Annotated in this window: 13 protein-coding genes and 1 pseudogene; 7 read left to right on the top strand and 7 right to left on the bottom strand. The window is 44.1% G+C overall.

Going from position 1 to position 18,174, the window contains the following annotated elements; all coding sequences use genetic code 11:
- Positions 1-495, top strand: coding sequence for a cob(I)yrinic acid a,c-diamide adenosyltransferase (locus tag E7X56_RS05710; RefSeq protein ID WP_135605685.1), 495 nt, complete (start codon positions 1-3; stop codon positions 493-495).
- Here the strand turns inward: E7X56_RS05710 and E7X56_RS12325 are convergent.
- Positions 472-683, bottom strand: a pseudogene (locus E7X56_RS12325) (ISH3 family transposase); the annotation flags it as partial. The gene E7X56_RS05710 and the pseudogene E7X56_RS12325 overlap by 24 nt on opposite strands.
- 362 nt (positions 684-1,045) lie before the next feature.
- Positions 1,046-2,197 (bottom strand): glycosyltransferase family 4 protein, encoded by a 1,152-nt coding sequence (locus tag E7X56_RS05715; protein ID WP_167879273.1) that lies wholly within the window; start codon positions 2,195-2,197, stop codon positions 1,046-1,048.
- A gap of 178 nt (positions 2,198-2,375) precedes the next feature.
- Between E7X56_RS05715 and E7X56_RS05720 the strand changes: the two genes are divergently transcribed.
- From E7X56_RS05720 to E7X56_RS05730, 3 genes are all read left to right on the top strand, one after another.
- The gene (locus tag E7X56_RS05720; RefSeq protein ID WP_091688595.1) at positions 2,376-4,313 is read left to right on the top strand and encodes a glycoside hydrolase family 15 protein; all 1,938 of its coding nucleotides are present in this window, start codon (positions 2,376-2,378) and stop codon (positions 4,311-4,313) included.
- A 509-nt stretch (positions 4,314-4,822) separates the two neighbouring features.
- The gene (locus E7X56_RS05725) at positions 4,823-6,085 is read left to right on the top strand and encodes a diaminopimelate decarboxylase (RefSeq protein ID WP_135605688.1); all 1,263 of its coding nucleotides are present in this window, start codon (positions 4,823-4,825) and stop codon (positions 6,083-6,085) included.
- Between the two features lie 162 nt (positions 6,086-6,247).
- Complete coding sequence (locus E7X56_RS05730) at positions 6,248-6,637, top strand: DNA polymerase ligase N-terminal domain-containing protein (RefSeq protein ID WP_135605690.1); 390 nt, start codon at positions 6,248-6,250, stop codon at positions 6,635-6,637.
- A gap of 5 nt (positions 6,638-6,642) precedes the next feature.
- Here E7X56_RS05730 and E7X56_RS05735 read toward each other — a convergent pair whose 3' ends face one another.
- The 5 genes from E7X56_RS05735 to E7X56_RS05755 form a co-directional block, all read right to left on the bottom strand.
- Entirely contained in the window at positions 6,643-9,831 is a 3,189-nt protein-coding gene (locus tag E7X56_RS05735) for a tetratricopeptide repeat protein (protein WP_135605692.1), read from the bottom strand.
- Between the two features lie 253 nt (positions 9,832-10,084).
- Entirely contained in the window at positions 10,085-10,378 is a 294-nt protein-coding gene (locus E7X56_RS05740; RefSeq protein ID WP_135605694.1) for a carboxymuconolactone decarboxylase family protein, read from the bottom strand.
- Positions 10,379-10,424: 46 nt separating this feature from the next.
- Positions 10,425-11,078 carry a RibD family protein gene (locus E7X56_RS05745; protein ID WP_135605696.1) on the bottom strand — a complete coding sequence of 218 codons (654 nt, stop codon included), beginning with the start codon at positions 11,076-11,078 and terminating at the stop codon, positions 10,425-10,427.
- A gap of 418 nt (positions 11,079-11,496) precedes the next feature.
- The gene (locus tag E7X56_RS05750) at positions 11,497-12,285 is read right to left on the bottom strand and encodes a GNAT family N-acetyltransferase (protein ID WP_135605698.1); all 789 of its coding nucleotides are present in this window, start codon (positions 12,283-12,285) and stop codon (positions 11,497-11,499) included.
- A 63-nt stretch (positions 12,286-12,348) separates the two neighbouring features.
- Positions 12,349-13,218, bottom strand: a complete 870-nt coding sequence (locus E7X56_RS05755; RefSeq protein WP_135605700.1) for a DMT family transporter — start codon at positions 13,216-13,218, stop codon at positions 12,349-12,351.
- Positions 13,219-13,347: 129 nt separating this feature from the next.
- Between E7X56_RS05755 and pncB the strand changes: the two genes are divergently transcribed.
- The 3 genes from pncB to E7X56_RS05770 all read left to right on the top strand — a co-directional run bounded on the left by pncB (position 13,348) and on the right by E7X56_RS05770 (position 18,134).
- The gene (gene pncB / locus E7X56_RS05760; protein WP_135605702.1) at positions 13,348-14,559 is read left to right on the top strand and encodes a nicotinate phosphoribosyltransferase; all 1,212 of its coding nucleotides are present in this window, start codon (positions 13,348-13,350) and stop codon (positions 14,557-14,559) included.
- A 426-nt stretch (positions 14,560-14,985) separates the two neighbouring features.
- Positions 14,986-17,517 (top strand): bifunctional aconitate hydratase 2/2-methylisocitrate dehydratase, encoded by a 2,532-nt coding sequence (locus E7X56_RS05765; RefSeq protein ID WP_135605704.1) that lies wholly within the window; start codon positions 14,986-14,988, stop codon positions 17,515-17,517.
- A gap of 245 nt (positions 17,518-17,762) precedes the next feature.
- Positions 17,763-18,134: a VOC family protein gene (locus E7X56_RS05770; RefSeq protein ID WP_135605706.1), complete on the top strand. Its 372-nt coding sequence runs from the start codon at positions 17,763-17,765 to the stop codon at positions 18,132-18,134.
- Positions 18,135-18,174 lie beyond the last annotated feature (40 nt).

Below are 18,174 nucleotides of genomic sequence, written 5' to 3' on the forward strand. Positions count from 1 at the left end.
GTGGGTAAAGGCATGGTATATCTTTACACAGGGGAAGGTGAGGAGAAGACCACAAGCGCCTTTGGATTGGCTCTTAGGACGGTGGGCCACGGGTACAAGGTCATCATTATCCAGTTCATGAAAGGTAGAAAATACATAGGGGAGTGCAAGATAAAGGATAGATTGTCACCAGAGTATGAGATTCACCAGTTCGGGATGAAGGAGTTCATAAACTTCAAGAATCCTGATCCTGAGGACTATAAGCTGGCGGCAGAGGCCTTGGAATTCACAAAGAAAGCCATCAAGAGGGAACCTAGGCTCTTGATACTGGACAAGATGAACCTTGCGGCCCACTTCGGAATTCTGAAGACTGAAGACATCCTCAAACTGTTGGAGGATATCCCGGAGGAGACAACACTAGTTCTGACAGGAAGGAGGGCTCCCAAGGACAGTAGTTCACCAATATTCAACCCCTTATATAATAATCCTCCTTTATCTACAACATTCAACTGTTAACATCGGTTTTAGCTTCTGTCTCACCCATTCCGCAACAAAATGGATGAATATATCAAATTTGAACAAGTCACTTTTGATAGTATGAGGACCTCTTTTATCAATTATAAAATGTTTTCTTTGAAGTGTCACCACACGTTTTTAAGAAGAAATGAAACCAAAGCATAGAAATATCGAATTGGAGAGGCTTTCTTTTGCGATTGGAAATCCATGCGAAGGGAATTTTACCACATATAAATGGATCGTATGATGTCGTTTATATGAGTTTAAACTGATATTAGTGAACTGCTGTAATTGTCTTGAGTTTATTGTGCAGTTTCACTTTCTCTACAATTCGATGATGGTTGTTTGTTGTGATGGCTCTTCTATCCTTTTTGTACATTTCTGCTCCGAGATGCTTGTGTGGCAATCATATCTGGTTCGACATTAGGTGCGAGTGGGAGAGATTTATCTGGGTTTCGTATGCAACATAGAAAGAGTGAATCTAGAGGCACATGTGCGGATCGAATCCATGATAGGTTAACATTGAGTACATCAAGAGCAGACTCTGGTTTTAATTAAGTGCCTGCCGGTATACCTCTCCAGTCTTCTTTGCTATATCTTGCCAGTCAAATAATGATATAACCCTCTCACGCCCCCATTTTCCCATCAGGCACCTCCTTTCCGGATCATGATATAATCTATCGATCGCTTCTGCGATACTTGCACCGCTTTCCGGCTCCACCAGAAGCCCGGTCCTGTTGTGGTCAATGATATATGGTATCCCTCCGACCCGTGCCCCAATGCACGCGGTCTCACATGCCATGGCCTCCAAGAGCACAATGCCGAAAGGCTCGTAGATGCTGGGCAGCACGAACACGTCGGAGAGAGAGTATAATTTAATGAGTTCATGCTTCCCCACATGCGGAAGGCAGAGGATATGCCTGTCATGATATATATCCGGCTGGCCAACCATGACCAGCATTATCTCAGGAATGTGTCTCCGGAGCTTTCGCACGGCATCAACCAGATACCTCACACCCTTTTGCGGATCAGCCCTTCCAACAAACAGCACAACGAATCGGTTATCAAGTTTGTATTTTCTGAGGATGTCGTCCGCATTCTGGTGTTTGAATGTCTCAGTATCCACACCGTTTGGAATGATCGTGATCCTATCATGTTCGATTTCAAATGTTTGCTCAAGTTCTTCTTGTATGGACTTTGATACTGCAATGAACCTGTCCACCATACCCACCACATTTTTCTCCATCATAACACTCAGCCCGTCTGGCTTCGTTCTGTTGATATCTATACTGTGAGCTGTCATCACCAGTGGCAGCCGGGTGCTCTGCTTTGACAATGCAGCAGCTAACTGGATCAAACCACCATGCGAGTGCAACAGATCCAGACTGCCATTTAAAAACTGTTTCTTCACCATCGCAGCCACATTGATGTTGGTCAGTATCTTTTTATATACCGCACTGAAATCATTAGATGCCTGATAATGAAGTCCTAGTGGTCCATGTACCCATAAATTTCTGATCAACTGTTCGTTCAATCCCTGTACATTGGATGTAAACACATGTACCTGATCATTTCCGATTGCAAGACTTTTGGTTAGCTCATCTACATGGATACCCACTCCACCAAAAAAATTTGGCGGATACTCATAAGAAAGGATACCTATGTTCGCACCAAAGTCGGGCTTTTTTAGACTAAAACCCATACTTATACCCCCACACTTCATTCTGTTATAATATCACAGCTAATTGGATATCTTGACCCTTAAAATTAGAACCCCGATAATTTAATGGCGTCATTTCTCGTTTCCCATAAAGCAGGAAACTACTTTAGCTCATGATGTACATTTATACGTGTGAATTTATGTTAAAGGTGATGCTCAAATGCCTAAACCACTCGTTGTTGGAAACGGATCACTGCTGGTGAATCTTGATATGAATGCAAGCATCCGGGACATGTACTTCCCCCATATAGGAAATGAGAACCATGTGAATGGACGACATTGCAGGGTAGGGGTGAAAGTGGAAGGAAAAAATCTTGGTATGGTCTCTCTGATCGGGGATGATTGGAGCCACAAACTTGGTTACCAGAAAGATCGGTTGGTAACTGATACCTACTATCGCAATGATCGTCTTGAAGTTGAGTTGAGGCTCAACGAATGTGTACACCCTTTTGAGAATGTATTCATTCGAAAGATAGCAATAACCAATACCGACACCATAGATGTGGACCTGAAGCTACTTTTCAGCCATGATATTGCCCTTTACGAGAACCCGAATGGTGATACGGCTATCTTTGACCCTGCATTGCAGTCCATAATACATTATCAGGACTCGCGCTACTTCCTTATTAGTGGCTCACCAAACTTTGACCAGTATGAAGTAGGTCCAAAAGGGACGGATGAATCTGGTGTTATTAAGTCCGGAGAGCTTAACATGAACCCCATTCAAATTGGGGCGGTGAACAGTTTCATCAGTTTCTCCCGGCATCTGGCAGCGGGGGAAACAAAAACGATATATTACTGGATTGCAGCAGGTGAGACCTTCTTTGAAGTCAAGCGACTCAACGAACTTGTCCTTAACAGAACACCTGAAAAGATGATAGGTGAAGCAGGACAGTACTATTATTCATGGGTGAACAAGGAAAAGTACGATTTTTTTGATCTTCCACCAAAAGTGGTAGACCTATTCAAACACAGTCTGCTTATTATAAGGTCACAGATCGATAACGATGGCGCGATCATAGCTGCCAATGACAGTGATATTCTTGAAAGGTTCAACATGGATTCATACAGTTACATGTGGCCGCGGGACAGTGCATTTGTCGCCATGGCACTGGACATAACACGTTTCTCAGGGATTGTGCAAAAATTCTTTAAATACTCCCAGGGACTTCTCCATGATCACGGATATTTCCTGCAAAAATACAATCCTACAGGTACCCTTGCAAGTGGTTGGATGCCTTGGGTAACACCTGATGGACAGATCCAACTTCCGATACAGGAAGATAGCACAGCACTTATTATCGTGGCTTTGTGGAATCATTATAAAATTACAAGATCGATCGAGAACATCGATCCGGTTTATCACTCAATGATAATACCGGCTGCCGAGTTCATGACCAAGTACAGGGATCCTTCTACTGGACTCCCCAAACCCAGTTATAATCTGTGGGAGGAGAAAAGAGCGGTTCACAGCTATACATGTTCAACAGTGTATGCGGGGCTCATATGTGCTGCCAAGTTTGCAGCAATGTATGGAGACAATAACCTCGCAGAGAGCTACAACAAGGCTGCCATGGAAATAAAACGGGGGATCGAGAATCACCTGTATGATAAGGAACTGGGGAGGTTCCTGCGAAGCATCAACCCTAGGGATGAGACCGTCGATGCCAACCTCTACGCCGTATCCCAGTTCAGGGTGCTCCCCCCCGACGATGCCAGGGTGGTTAGCACTATGAAAAGTATAGAAAGCATACTATCGGTGAAGACTGAGGTAGGGGGTATCGCTCGCTTCTATAAGGATAAATATCAAGAAGTTGCGCAATACGATCCGGAGATCATTCCAGGTAATCCTTGGTTCATATGTACCTTATGGGTAGCACAATGGTATATACAGATGGCAAAGAGCATCAGTGACCTGCAAAAAGCAAGGGAGATAATACTGTGGGTCACAGATAGAGCCACAGAGACCGGTATGCTGGCAGAGCAGCTGAATCCGTTTGATGGGAGTCCTTTAAGTGTGAGTCCTCTCACCTGGGCACATGCCACTTTTGTACTAACTGTCATGGCCTTTGTCGAGAAAGCAAGATCACTGGAGTAACGACAGAGTTAAGCATCGATTTCCGAGAATTAATGGAAATAAGCTGGATATTGGAATCTTTAAATTGCTTTTAGGATTATTATATAATAGACCAAATATTAGTGTACTGCTGACATTGAACTCTGGTAAGGTTGCCCCACCTTTCACGCTTTGCCGTCTCTCTTCCGTCCCGTCCGAGTCGAACGCTGTTCGACAGTCATTGAACGACAGTAAGGAATCAGAATAATAGGTATTTCTTAGATTCGGTGAACTGAGATCTCTATTGAGAATCTTGAGAAAATCGAAGACATGAACTCGTTTGGACCTAAGACATGTCAGAGTTGTGGTTTTGATTTTGGTCCTTTATTGTCTCCAACGGACTCTTCATGTACTTTTTAAAAATGGTTTACCTTCTCGCTATTTGAAGGGAAAATGTTCAAATGGTTTGCCGATACATCTGGAACGTCGCAAATAGTATTAACTTTGAAGTTACTAGAGTACAGCAGAACCCTATCAGGAGAATTTAAAAAATGGTCTCAAAGGCACTTCCGTTCACAAAAGAACAGATCCTGGAAATAAAAGAGCACTACCCAACTCCTTTTCATGTCTATGATGAGAAAGCTATAAGGGAGAATGCAAGAAAGCTCAAGGATGCTTTCAGTATTCTCGAGGGATTCAAGGAATTCTTTGCTGTCAAAGCATTACCAAATCCGTATATCCTGAAGATACTGGAGAGCGAAGGCTTTGGTGCAGATTGCAGTTCATTGCCTGAATTGCTTCTTTCTGAGATGTCCGGTATTGTTGGTGAGGACATAATGTTCAGTTCAAATGACACTCCTGCGGAAGAGTTCGTCAAAGCAAAAGAGCTTGGTGCGATCATTAATCTCGATGACATCAGCCACATCGAGTTCCTTGAAGAGACAGCAGGACTTCCTGAACTTGTATGTTTCAGGTTCAACCCCGGTACCCTAAAGAAAGGCAATGCTATCATTGGAAACCCGGAAGAGGCTAAATACGGTTTCACAAAGGAACAGCTCTTCGAAGGCTACAGGATGCTCAAAGAGAAAGGTGTCAAACGTTTTGGACTGCACACAATGGTGGCATCCAATGAACTGGATCCATCTTACTTCATAGAGACCGCAAGGTTGCTTTTCGAAACAATTGTTGAGATCTCAAAGGAGCTTGACATCCGCTTCGACTTCGTGAACCTTGGTGGCGGTATTGGTATCCCTTACATGCCGGATCAGGAAGCTGTTCCATACGATGTCATTGCAAAGGGTGTCAAAGAGGAATATGATGCAAAGATCAAGGCTAACGGACTTGACCCGCTGAAGATCTACCTTGAGTGTGGTCGAACCATCACAGGTCCGTACGGCTATCTTGTGACCGAAGTAAGGCATCTTAAGAACATCTACAAGGATTACGTGGGAACAGATGCCTGTATGGCAAACCTCATGAGGCCCGGTCTCTATGGTGCATATCACCACATAACCGTTCTTGGAAAGGAAGATCAGCCTGAAACACACAAGTATGATGTCACAGGTTCCCTTTGCGAGAACAATGATAAGTTTGCCATCGACAGGATGCTCCCTGAGATCACACGTGGTGACTTGCTTGCAATTCACGACACCGGTGCCCACGGTCATGCAATGGGATTCAATTACAATGGAAAGCTCCGCTCGGCTGAACTTCTGTTAAGGGAAAACGGCAGTTTTGTCCAGATAAGAAGAGCAGAAACAATTGAAGATCACTTTGCAACCCTTGATCTTGAAGGTCTCGGGGATTTCAGCTAAGTAATGAAGTTAGTCAAACAAAAAAACTTCCAATTTGATGGGACATGTTTTGGAACGGAAATATCCTTTCAAAACATGCTCTTATATTTTTCTTACAATTAAGCTGCTTATACTATACTCCAGACTGAAACTCTTATAGTTCAAGGTCCCATTTTATTATTAATGGCTGATAAGGACGTTCCTATATTTGTAATACAGAAACACCATGCACGCAATCTTCACTACGACCTGCGTCTTGAGATGGAGGGAGTTCTCAAAAGCTGGGCAATACCCAAGGAACCTCCAACTGTAGAAGGGATCAAGCGACTTGCAATACAGACCGATGATCATGCAATTGAATATGCTGATTTTGAAGGCACGATACCTGAAGGCAACTATGGTGCTGGCAAGGTCGAGATATGGGATCATGGTAGCTTTGAACCCGAGATCGTCAAAGAAAAAGAGATCGTTTTCAGTCTCTCAGGTGAAAAAATGAAAGGCAAGTTCGTCCTGGTAAAGACGAACTTCGGGAAGGCTAAGAATAGCTGGCTTTTCTTTAAGAAAAAGGAATGAATCCTTTATTTTCTGTTATTCGGAGTTGTTTTTATCGTGTTGCTCTCGGTGTTATCATACCACCTGTCAGGAAGCTTGTATGTAATAGTTGGATCATACTCCTGAGGCATGAAGAACTTTGTTCCCCTGTCATCAAGTGCTTCCACAAATTCCGGATCAATGGCTTCCAGCTTCTTCTTCTCATTTTCTGCTGATACCGATTCTCCGATCCTGTAGTGTGCAAATCTCTTGTTATAAAGTACAGAAGTTGACGTTGGATCTATCTCCAGTGCTTTTTCATAGTATCCAACTGCTTCTTCCACATTTCCAAGGATATTAGCAATAAAACCTCTGTTGTACCATGCAGATATAGAATTGGGTTGCAGTTCAAGTGCCCTGGCATAGAAGTCTGATGATGCAACATAACTGCTTGTCAGGTAGGCAGCAGTTCCCTTATTGTACCATGCAGCGGCATTATTTGGTTCGATCTCAAGGACCTTGTCATAATGGTACATTGCACCATTATAATCCCCGCTCATATAGAGGGCGAATCCCTTCATGCTAAGTGCTTTTGTGTCCACAGGATGGTTTATGAGTATAGCATCATAGCATCTGATAGCATTCCCGTAAAGTCCCAGTTTCTCATATGCTTCCCCGAGTTTGTAAAGGGTTTCAGTGTCCTTGATATCAGTAGTCAGTATCAGGCCATAGGATGTGATGGCTTCTTCAACCTGGTCATTTCCTTCGAACGCAAGAGCCTGTGCAAATATGACTTTCACATTCTCCGGTTCAACTTCCAGTACTTTTTCATAGGATAAGATCGCAGCTTCGTAGTTTCCAAGTTTGTAGGATGTTTCTCCGCGATAGTACCATCCTTCAAGGTTTTCGGGTTCTAGTTCCAGAAGCTGATCATAAGAAACCAATGAACTTTCATAGAGCTCCAGATTATCGTATGAACGTGCTCTCATGAACAATGAAGTTGTATCCTGTGGTTTGATCCTGAGAACATTGTCATAACATTCAATCGCATGATAATGATCTCCGATGTTGCTATAATCCTGTGCAAGATAGAACCATGCATCACTATTATCAGCATCCAGTTCCACTGCTGTCCTGTAATTTTCAATGGCTTCAACTTGTCTTTTCAGCATATCAAATGCTCTACCCCTCATGAGCCACATATTGCTGGAATTGGCATCTATGAGGATGGCTTTATTGTATGAGCTTAAAGCAGCTGAATAGTCACCGGCATTTAATAGTGCATTTCCCTGTGCGAACCATGCATCTTCGGCATGAGGTTCAACACCTATTTGATCGGCATCCGGAGAAGCAACATCATTGGCAGCAATTGATTCATAGTAGCCGTTTCCATTTTCCAGATCGACGATCTTGAACATGTCCATTAAGCCTGGTCCGATAAATGAAGTTTGAACGGTCGGAATACTCGAAGAACTGTTAATTCTTTCCATTCTGCTGATGGTTACCTGCATCTGAGTGTTTACAGCTGAATTTGATGGTTCAAATGTCAAAGCAGTTTGATAACAATCAATAGCTTCCGGATAATGACCAAGTTTTGCCAGTATCTTTCCTTTCCTGTAACAAGCATCAACGAAGTCAGGTTTCTGTTCGCTGACCATTTCATAAGATCTGATAGCTTCATCGTGTTCTTCGAGATGATCAAGGTCAAGTCCGAGTGCATACCATGCGAGAGTGAACTCCGGTTCTATCTCAACCGCTTTTCTGTAGCAATAGACAGCTTCGTCATACCTGTTGAGAGCGTCAAGATCAAAACCCTTCTGGTACCATGCCTCTGAACATGATGAGTCTTTTTTCAGGGCTGCCGTATAGCATTCTACGGCTTCGGCGTGCATTCCTAATTCATCAAGAGCGATAGCTTTGTTGTACCAGACAGAAGGGTGCTTTGTTTCAAGTTCGAGTGCTTTGTCAAAACTCTCAACGGCCTTCTGATACTCTCCCTGTTTCAGGTAGATCGAACCTTTATCGAACCATATTTTCGTGGAATCCATGCTAAAATCGGGCGTTTGATCATAGCAGTTTTCCTCCCTGCTCGTATTCAATCGTGCGATAGCTGGATCCTGTAAGTATATCTTTGCAATTGTATCGGGATCTATGCCTAAGGCTTTATCATAGCTAACAATGGCTTCATCATATCTTCCAAGAATTTCAAGGATCATCCCTTTATTTTGCCAAGCCTTTGTATTATCCGGATCAAGCTTGATCACTTGGCCATAACTTGTCAATGCTTCCTGATATGTCCCAGTTGATCCATATGCCTCGCCGAGTTTGAACCATGCATCGACATTGTACGGGTCAAGTTCAACAACTTTTTTATAAGCTACTATTGCTGGTTCTGTTTCGTCAAGGTTCTCATAAGCCTGTGATCTGCTCCACCATGCATTAATGGTCTCAGGTTTGAACTCGATCACCATATTATATGCTTCAATTGCCTTTTCATATTCTCCAAGACCATCATATGCATGGCCTTTGTGATACCATATGGTAGTATTGTCCGGATCGATCTTTAGAGCTTCATCATATAGTTCAATAGCTTTGGAATTCTTGCCTTCTTCTGCACAATCTATAGCTTCCTTATATATGTAAGATGAATATTCCATCTGGAGATCAAGGAAGCTTCCATAGATCTTCATTGCTTCATCATGTTGTCCAATATTGTCCAGTGCCTGTGCCTTATGGTAGAGTACGATCGCTTCTTCTGAGCTCATATCATATGTCATCTCAGATGCTGGCATGTCAGTATCTATAATGCTGGAATTGTTTGGTCCACTGGTTTTGGTCAGGTATTTTTCTATAGACACAAGTGCCTGATCATACATCGAAATAGCAGATTTGTAGTCCCCTTTTTTAGAAAATGCCATACCCTTTTTGGTAAGCGTTAGTACATGATCAGGTTGAAGTTCCAGCATCATGTCATAATATTTTATTGCTTTATCGTACTCTCCAAGAAGGTAATATGTTGATGCTTTATTATCAAGTGCTTCCGTGTAATCAGGCTCGATGTCAAGGGCCATATCATATTTGACCAATGCTTTTTCATAGCTACCGTTCAATGTAAAAGTAGCTCCTTCTTCATTGAGTGCTCTGGCCTCAAAGCTCAGACTTTGAGCCTGAAGGCTAAATCCTGAGATCAGGACGATAACAATCAACAAGTTTAGAATGGATCTTTTTACCACCATATTTTAACCCATTAAATGATTTTTAATTCAAAAATAAATCAAATTTCTGTATTCAGAAAATTTAATATCGTTTTTTTATCGCATAAATTTTTGTTTTTATCCGTAAGTTTAATCCCTCTTCTCTTTTTTCATTCTGAGGTCTTACTTAGATTGAAGCTATTCACTAACTTTTATGCTAACATAGGAGATAGCTCCAATACAAATAAACTTTTCCATTAATCGATTTTCTTGACTTCGATTATATATTCATTTATTAATCCGAACCGTCAAAGATATCGTCATAAGCATCTGTCCAGTGCAACTGTGATCCACCTGCAATGAACATTGCTACTGCTATAGCTTCAGCGATCTCTTCCTCTGTCGCACCGTTTTCCTTTGCTCTTTCAGAATGTATCTTCACACATTTCTCACATCTCATGAGAACTGAGGATGCAACTGCTATAAGTTCCTTGACTTTCATGTCAAGTGAATTTTTCCTGAATATTGCTGAACGCATGTCTCCAAAAGCTTTAGCGGCTTCTGGTAAATTATCATCTAAAAATGTCATTATATATCTCCATGGTCTGTTTTATCGAATACAATTGCACTATCACTTATTTAGAAGAACGCTTAACTTTGTAGACAAGCCATACATGGTCCTTCTCCAGTTTTTCGCATTTTAACAGTTCAAGTTCGATAGGTTCGTTCTTCCCGAAATTCACAAACAAGGTATCGGTTCCTTTCCCTGTCAAAAGGGGCATCATGATCAGGCTGATCTCGTCCACAAGATCCTCTTCGAGCAATGCTCCGTTAAGGCTGCTTCCACTATCGACCAGAACTGTTCCGGCTTTGTACTTTTTGTTAAGTACTTCGAGTGCTTCTTTAAGGTCAACGTGTTCTTCACCTGTTACAATGAAGTCGTAATCCCTTTCTTGAAGGTATTCCAGATAATCCTCTGGCGTTGATCCTGATACAAGCACGACAACATCACGACACAGCTCGAACCTTCGAAATACATGAAGTGAACCTTTTAGTGTGCCTTTTGAGTCAACGAGAGCCCATATTGGTATCGTGTTTTCCCTTTCCGGCTTCCTGAGGTCGCTATCTTCTTCCGGTGGAACTCCGCCAAACATCTCGATCCCGGTCTTTGCAGTGTTCGCTCCTACCAGATGAATGTCTTCTCCAAAGCTTGCCGCTGTTCCATAATGGATCCCCATATCGACCTCGATGTCCCGGAATGAGCCATCGAGGCTAATGGAATTATGCATTATTATCTTTGGACGTGAAATGCATATGCCCCCCTAACTGAATACTCTTCTTTTATCTAAAAACTTGTTGTGTAGCAGAGCGTTTCTTCAGCAAAGATAATAGTAATTAAAATGTTCAGGACTTTACGGAAAACTTTATTGCTCTCACCATACTCCACATTGATTACTATATTGATCTTCACTGCTACACATTACAGGGTGATAGAATTAAACTTCAAAATGGTTTTCCATTACTTGAAGAATGGATCGAGAACTGCCCCTAGCTTAAAGGGACATAGAATTTCTTGAATGCATGAAATGTGAGCACTTCACAAAGCTGGATTGTATCTTCATTGTCTGTGGATACCGAAACAGGCACACCAAGCGACGAAAGACATATCGTGATGCCGAAACAGACGAAGAGGCCATCAGGTGTGATTTATCCTGAGATATCAATGCCTTTCCCTTTGAGAAGTTTGACAATATCCTTTTCTACACCGCAATTGTAGGTAAGGAACTCGCCGTCAAGCAGCACGCAATAGGTTCCAAAAGGGTGGATCCCATTGTTCTGTACTTCATCACAGGTATCCAGTTGCTTGATAGTTACCGGTATTCCTGCTTTTTTAGCGACATTCTCAACGATCCTTACTGCATCCGGAACATAAGGACATTGGTCAGATCTCATTATGGTTATTCCTTTTTCTCCTGTTGTTTTCCCAACCGGATTTATCTTTGGAAGTTCCACATTCTCAGAGAACCGCTTTGCATAAAGTTCGATAACCGGTGGTATTTCATCTGCTTTTTCAAATCCGTGCTTGATGAACAGCTTGCTGGCGGGTAGCCAATTGCCTTTAGAAGTAAGTACAGCAACTCCTTTCATCCCTTCTGAATCCTTTATGCATTCTTCAAGTAATTTCGATCCATAGCCTTTATTCTTGTTCTTGCCAACGACCCAAATGCAGTGGATGACCATGTATCCTTTTGCATCGATACCTCTCCATGCATATTCACCGGGTATGTACTCGATGAATCCCCGGGAGCGGTATCCTGCTTTTCCTTCGTTGACCAGAAGCAGCTTGATATGCATTCCTTCGTTGAGGCGTTCCCTGAACCATTTTTCCTTTTTCTGGTAACCTTCTTCCTTCTTTTTGGACTTTTTACAGAACAGGTCATATTCATTAAGATTGCTCTCGTTAATGTCAACTATCATGAAATCTGGTTCTGGCATCGAAATTCCCCCGCTATTAAGTTTATATTTGTCATAATAGCTGAAATATTTTAGCGAAGGAGGTTAGTTCCGCTCAGAAAGATAGACACCTGCAAGAACAAGCACTGCACCGATCACCACATAGATATTCGGTACATTCCCGATTATTATGCTATCCCCTAAAATCGTCACAAGCGGCATCAGGTAGATCCCGTTAGTTGTAGTGCTTGAACCTGCAAGTTGTATAGCTTTGTTCCAGTACAGGAATCCCAGTGCTGAGCAGAAGACACCAAGGTAGAGGAGAGCAGCGATGACCACCAGCAGGTCATTTTGAGAGAATATGTCTATCCTCAGATTCTGTACCTCATAAAGTGCAAAGGGCAGGAGCAAGAGCGTACCTGATAATGTAAGATCTCGGGAAACAATGAGCATATTCCTTGAACCCATACGGTCGATGATCATGGTGTAGAAGACCCAGGAAAACACCGATCCGAACATAAGGAAATCTCCCAAAGGGTTCAGGTTGAGGTTGAACTTTCCGTTCAGTATCAACAGACCAACTCCGACAAAAGCGATGAAGGCTCCAAGATACTTTGCTGGTTTTGAAAATTTCCTTCTGAGAGCATCTACAGTGAACAGGAAGAATACCGGTACAGTAGCGCTTATGAGGGAGGAGTTAGTAGCTGTTGTGAATGTCAGTGCCACGTTCTCGAACATGTAGTAACAGGTGATCCCCAGGAAACCGGCGAATGCAACATATTTGGTATCTTCCCGGGTGTATATCTCCCTTTTCCTGCAAATCGCGAACAGCAGGATGGTGGCAATGAAAAAGCGAGTGAATCCGATGGTCGCAGGATCAAGGTAATCAAGCAGTACTTTTGTGGCAACGAAGGAAAATCCCCAGATGGCAACAACCATCAACATGTAGAGAATTCCTTTTGTACGATCTTCCATTTTTGCCACCTTTTAAGAATAACAATGTCAGGACTGCATTTGTGAGCCTGTATTTTTATATATTGGTTTCGATATCTACATTCATATAAGGCAATGATATAAGTCAATGCCTAAAAAGGAAGAACTCATGTGATCCGATCGATACTGGACAATGACCTTTACAAGTTCACAATGCAGATGGCTGTGCTGGAACTTTTCCCTGAAGCACGGGCAGAGTACCATTTCATAAACAGGGGAGAACAGCGCTTTACTGCTGAATTCATAGCAGAACTGTGGCGAACTATCAATGAGGATATCGTTGGACTGGCATTGACCGATGAGGAATATTCCTGGCTTAAAATCAATTGTCCGTTTTTCAAACCTTCTTATCTTGAATATCTGAAAAACTTCCGTTTCGATCCTTCTGAAGTGAGATTATCCCTTACTGATGAAGGTGACCTCGACCTCTGGATCGAAGGTCCCTGGCATAGCTCTATTCTCTGGGAGATCGTTCTCATGGCGACCATCTCGGAACTCTATTTCACCATTGTGGAAAAGGAATGGTTGAACAGGTTCGCATCCAACGGTGATGATCCTGAGATCACTTTAATGAACGAGTATGGCAGCCTGATGAGCGAGATGGGTGAAGAGCTCAATTCAAAAGGTTGTATCTTCTCAGAATTCGGAACCCGTCGACGCAGGGGATTCAAATTGCACGACAAGGTAGTTGACGTTCTGCACAGGCTGGATTCATTTGCCGGCACGAGTAATGTCTATCTTGCTAAAAAATATGGTGTCCGTCCGATAGGTACGATCGGTCATGAATGGATCATGGGTAACTCTGCTCTTGTGGGCCTTCGAAATGCAAACCTGTTCGCGTTTGAGAACTGGATAAAGGTCTACAAAGGTGATCTGGGTATTGCACTTAGTGATACATTCGGATCAAAGCCTTTCTTCAGAAATTTCGGTCTTGAGCTTGCCAAGCTCTATGATGGGGTCCGCCATGATAGCGGTGATCCCTTTAAGTTCGCAGATGAAGTTATTGAGCATTACAAAAAGCTTGGCATTGATCCGATGAAGAAGTCACTTGTATTCAGTGACTCACTTCATGTCAAGGATGCTGTCAGGTTAAAAGAGCATTGTGAAAGTCGGATCAATTGCAGTTTCGGTATTGGCACAAGCCTGACGAACAATTCGGATTTCTTTAGATACAGCCCACCGCTCAATATGGTGATCAAACTGCACAAGATAGATGGCATACCTGTGGTGAAACTGAGCGATTCTGCTGAGAAGGCTACAGGAGACAGCGATGCTTTGAGGGTGGCCAACTATATTTTCGGCAGGAAAGGGCTAGACGATTAAGTATTATTTTTGAAGTGGCTTTTCCGTAATAGCTTCGGATAGCTGGAAGAATTTGCGGTATTTTTAGTGGGATCAGAATTAGAATCTTAGATTAAAAAACAAGAATAAAATCGAATAGAAAAAAGAAAAGAAAAAGGAGATATCTTACTCTCCCCTGACTGTGTCCCTTAGGAACTTGTGTAGAATACCGCCGTGCTTGCAGTAATCGATCTCCAGCGTGAAGTCTTGGAAGTTGCACTCTCATTTTCGGCTCGGATCATTCACTAATTATATTCATTTGTTGCCCCGTTAATGTCATATACAGCAAACACGATAATCAGCGTCATATCCCTTGCAATCAAATGCTTTTTTTCAAGGAAACCAGACAAGAAAAAGCTACACAGTTGCCAATGCAGCCGAAAACGCAATTTCTCATGGAGGAAAAAGATGATCGAAGCTTATCTAAAACACGAAGAAGAGAGGAAAGCTCAGGGAATTCCCGCACTTCCTCTGAATCCGGAACAGACTTCTGAACTTTGTGAGTTGTTACAAAATCCTCCTGCAGACCAGGAAGAGTTCCTGCTCCACCTGTTCAGGGAACGGATCTCTCCTGGTGTAGACCCCGCTGCAAAGGTCAAGGCAGATTTCCTTGGTAATATACTGGCAGGAGATGTCTCTTCGCCGCTTATAGACAAAAAGGAAGCGATCAGGATCCTGGGAACCATGATCGGCGGCTACAATGTCAAGTACCTTATCGAAGCACTCGGGGATGATAAGGTAGCAGATGAGGCTGCCTGTGCGCTTTCAGGCATAACCCTGGTCTACGACGCTTTTGACGAAGTACTGGAACTGTCAAAGACAAATGAAGCTGCCGTAAAGGTTCTTGACAGCTGGGCTAACGCTGAGTGGTTCACAGGCAGACCAGAGATCTCTGAGACCATCACTGTCAGGGTATTCAAGGTTGACGGCGAGATCAACACCGACGATTTCTCCCCTGCCAGTGATGCATGGAGTCGCCCCGACATACCTCTTCATGCACTGGCAATGGGCACTACCCGCTTCCCGGGAGGCATTGAAGAGATAGCAAAATGGCGCGGGGAAGGACACGAAGTTGCCTTTGTCGCTGATGTGGTAGGAACCGGTTCCTCCCGCAAATCCGCCTGCAACAGTGTGCTCTGGCACATCGGCAAGGACATACCATGCGTTCCCAATAAACGCCGTGGCTGCGTGATCATCGGCACTGCCATAGCTCCTATCTTCTTTAACACAGCCGAAGACTCAGGTGCCCTGCCTCTGCAAATGGATATCAGCAAGTTCAGTCACGGCGATATCATCACCATCAACACCGCAAAGGGCGAGGTAACAGATGAGGAAGGCAATGTTATCTCCACTTTTGGCCTCACGCCCAACACCCTCCCGGACGAATACCGCGCCGGCGGTCGCATTCCCCTCATAATTGGTCGGTCGCTGACTACCCGGACCCGCGAGGCACTGGGTATGCCTGAAACAGACATATTCGTCAACCCCGATAATCCGGAGCCTGAACCGGGACAAGGTTACTCTCTGGCACAGAAGATAGTTGGTCGCGCATGCGGCGTAGATGGAGTTCTGCCTGGCACCGCCTGTGAGCCGATGATGACCACTGTAGGTTCCCAGGATACCACAGGTCCTATGACCGCCGACGAACTCACAGAACTTGCCTGCCTCAAGTTCCAGGCTCCCATGTTCATGCAGTCATTCTGTCACACCGCAGCCTACCCCAAGCCTGCGGACGTGAAGATGCAAAGGACACTGCCGGATTTTGTTTCTGAGCGTGCCGGTGTCTCCCTGCATCCCGGGGACGGGGTTATCCACAGCTGGCTTAATCGCCTGTTGGTTCCGGACACCGTGGGTACCGGTGGAGACTCTCATACCAGGTTCCCGATAGGCATATCATTCCCGGCAGGTTCCGGGCTGGTAGCCTTTGCAGGAGCTCTGGGTTTCATGCCTCTGGATATGCCCGAATCCGTGCTGGTACGTTTCAGTGGAGCGCTTAACCCTGGCATCACGCTGCGTGATGTGGTCAACGCCATACCATATTATGCTATCAAGCAGGGTCTGATGACCGTGCCAAAGAAGAACAAGATCAATATCTTCAACGGACGTATCCTCGAAATAGAGGGACTCCCCGACCTCACAGCCGAGCAGGCATTCGAGCTGACGGACTCTGCCGCAGAACGCTCAGCTGCAGCCGGTTGCATCCAGCTCGGTGAGAAGTCCGTAGCCACCTATCTGCGCTCCAACCTGGCATTGATGAAAAAGATGATCGAGAGCGGGTACAGCGATGCACAGACTCTCCAAAAGCGCATAGAAGCTGTTGAGGAGTGGCTGGAAGACCCGAACCTGCTCAAAGCGGATCCGAATGCAGAGTACGCCGCAATCATAGAGATCGATCTTGCGGACATCAAGGAGCCGATCCTTGCATGCCCAAATGATCCTGATGATGTCAAGCTGCTTTCCGAAGTTGCAGGCACCACGATCCAGGACGTCTTTATAGGCTCATGCATGACAAACATCGGGCACTTCCGCGCCGCAGCCGAGATCTGGCGTGACCAGAAATTCAACCCTGATGTCCGTACCTGGATTTGCCCCCCTACCCGGATGGACCAGACAAAGCTCAGGGAAGAGTCAATTTTCTCAGTGTACAGCCAGGTCGGTGCCCGCATTGAGATAGCGGGATGCTCACTTTGCATGGGGAACCAGGTTCGTGTACCGGATGAATCCACAGTGTTTTCCACCAGCACCCGTAACTTTGACAACCGTATGGGTGACGGAGCCCAGGTCTACCTTGGCTCAGCGGAGCTTGGAGCGGTTATCTCCAACCTTGGCAGGATGCCCACGGTCGATGAGTACATGGAAGTTTACAGGGAGAAGATCGAGCCAAAACAGGACGAGATCTACAGGTATCTTCAATTCGATGAAATGGAAGACTACCTGTAATACAAACTGTAAAACCACCTGTAGAACACTATTAAATGCGTAACTTTAAAGCGCATTTAGCAATAATGGGCACACAACGCCCATTCTCCACATTTTTATCCTTCGTCCCTTATTTCTATAAGAGTCCATCAAAGTAGAATGGGAGGATTTCTGAGCTAATTTGATGGACTCGATGTTAATACTTCATTTTCTACCTAAAACTTAAATCAGTTCAAAGGCATATTTAAACCGGGAGTGAGAATTGTATGCCAACTATTACACATTTTGACCTGCCAGCTGATGATCTTGAGCGGGCAAAGAAATTCTACACCGAATTATTTGACTGGAAGATAGAAAAACTACCGGGACCTCTGGATTATTATGAGATCGAGACCACATCCCTTGAAGGGGAACCTGGTATCGGTGGTGGCATGGGTCTTCGCGGCAGTCCTGAACAAAGGATCACCAATTTCATCGAAGTAACTTCGGTGGATGAATACTGTGATCGTGTGAAGGAACTCGGGGGCATGGTGCTCCAGCCAAAAATGCCTGTCCCGGGTTGGGGTTATCTTGCAGTTTGCATGGATACTGAAGAAAATACCTTCGGTCTGTGGGAAGTAGATGAGAACGCAGAGTAAGATCACATTTGATTTGACCCTGTATTAAAGGGGAACCAAA

Source organism: Methanococcoides sp. NM1 (genome assembly GCF_900774285.1).
In the GTDB taxonomy this organism is placed as follows: Archaea; Halobacteriota; Methanosarcinia; order Methanosarcinales; family Methanosarcinaceae; genus Methanococcoides; species Methanococcoides vulcani.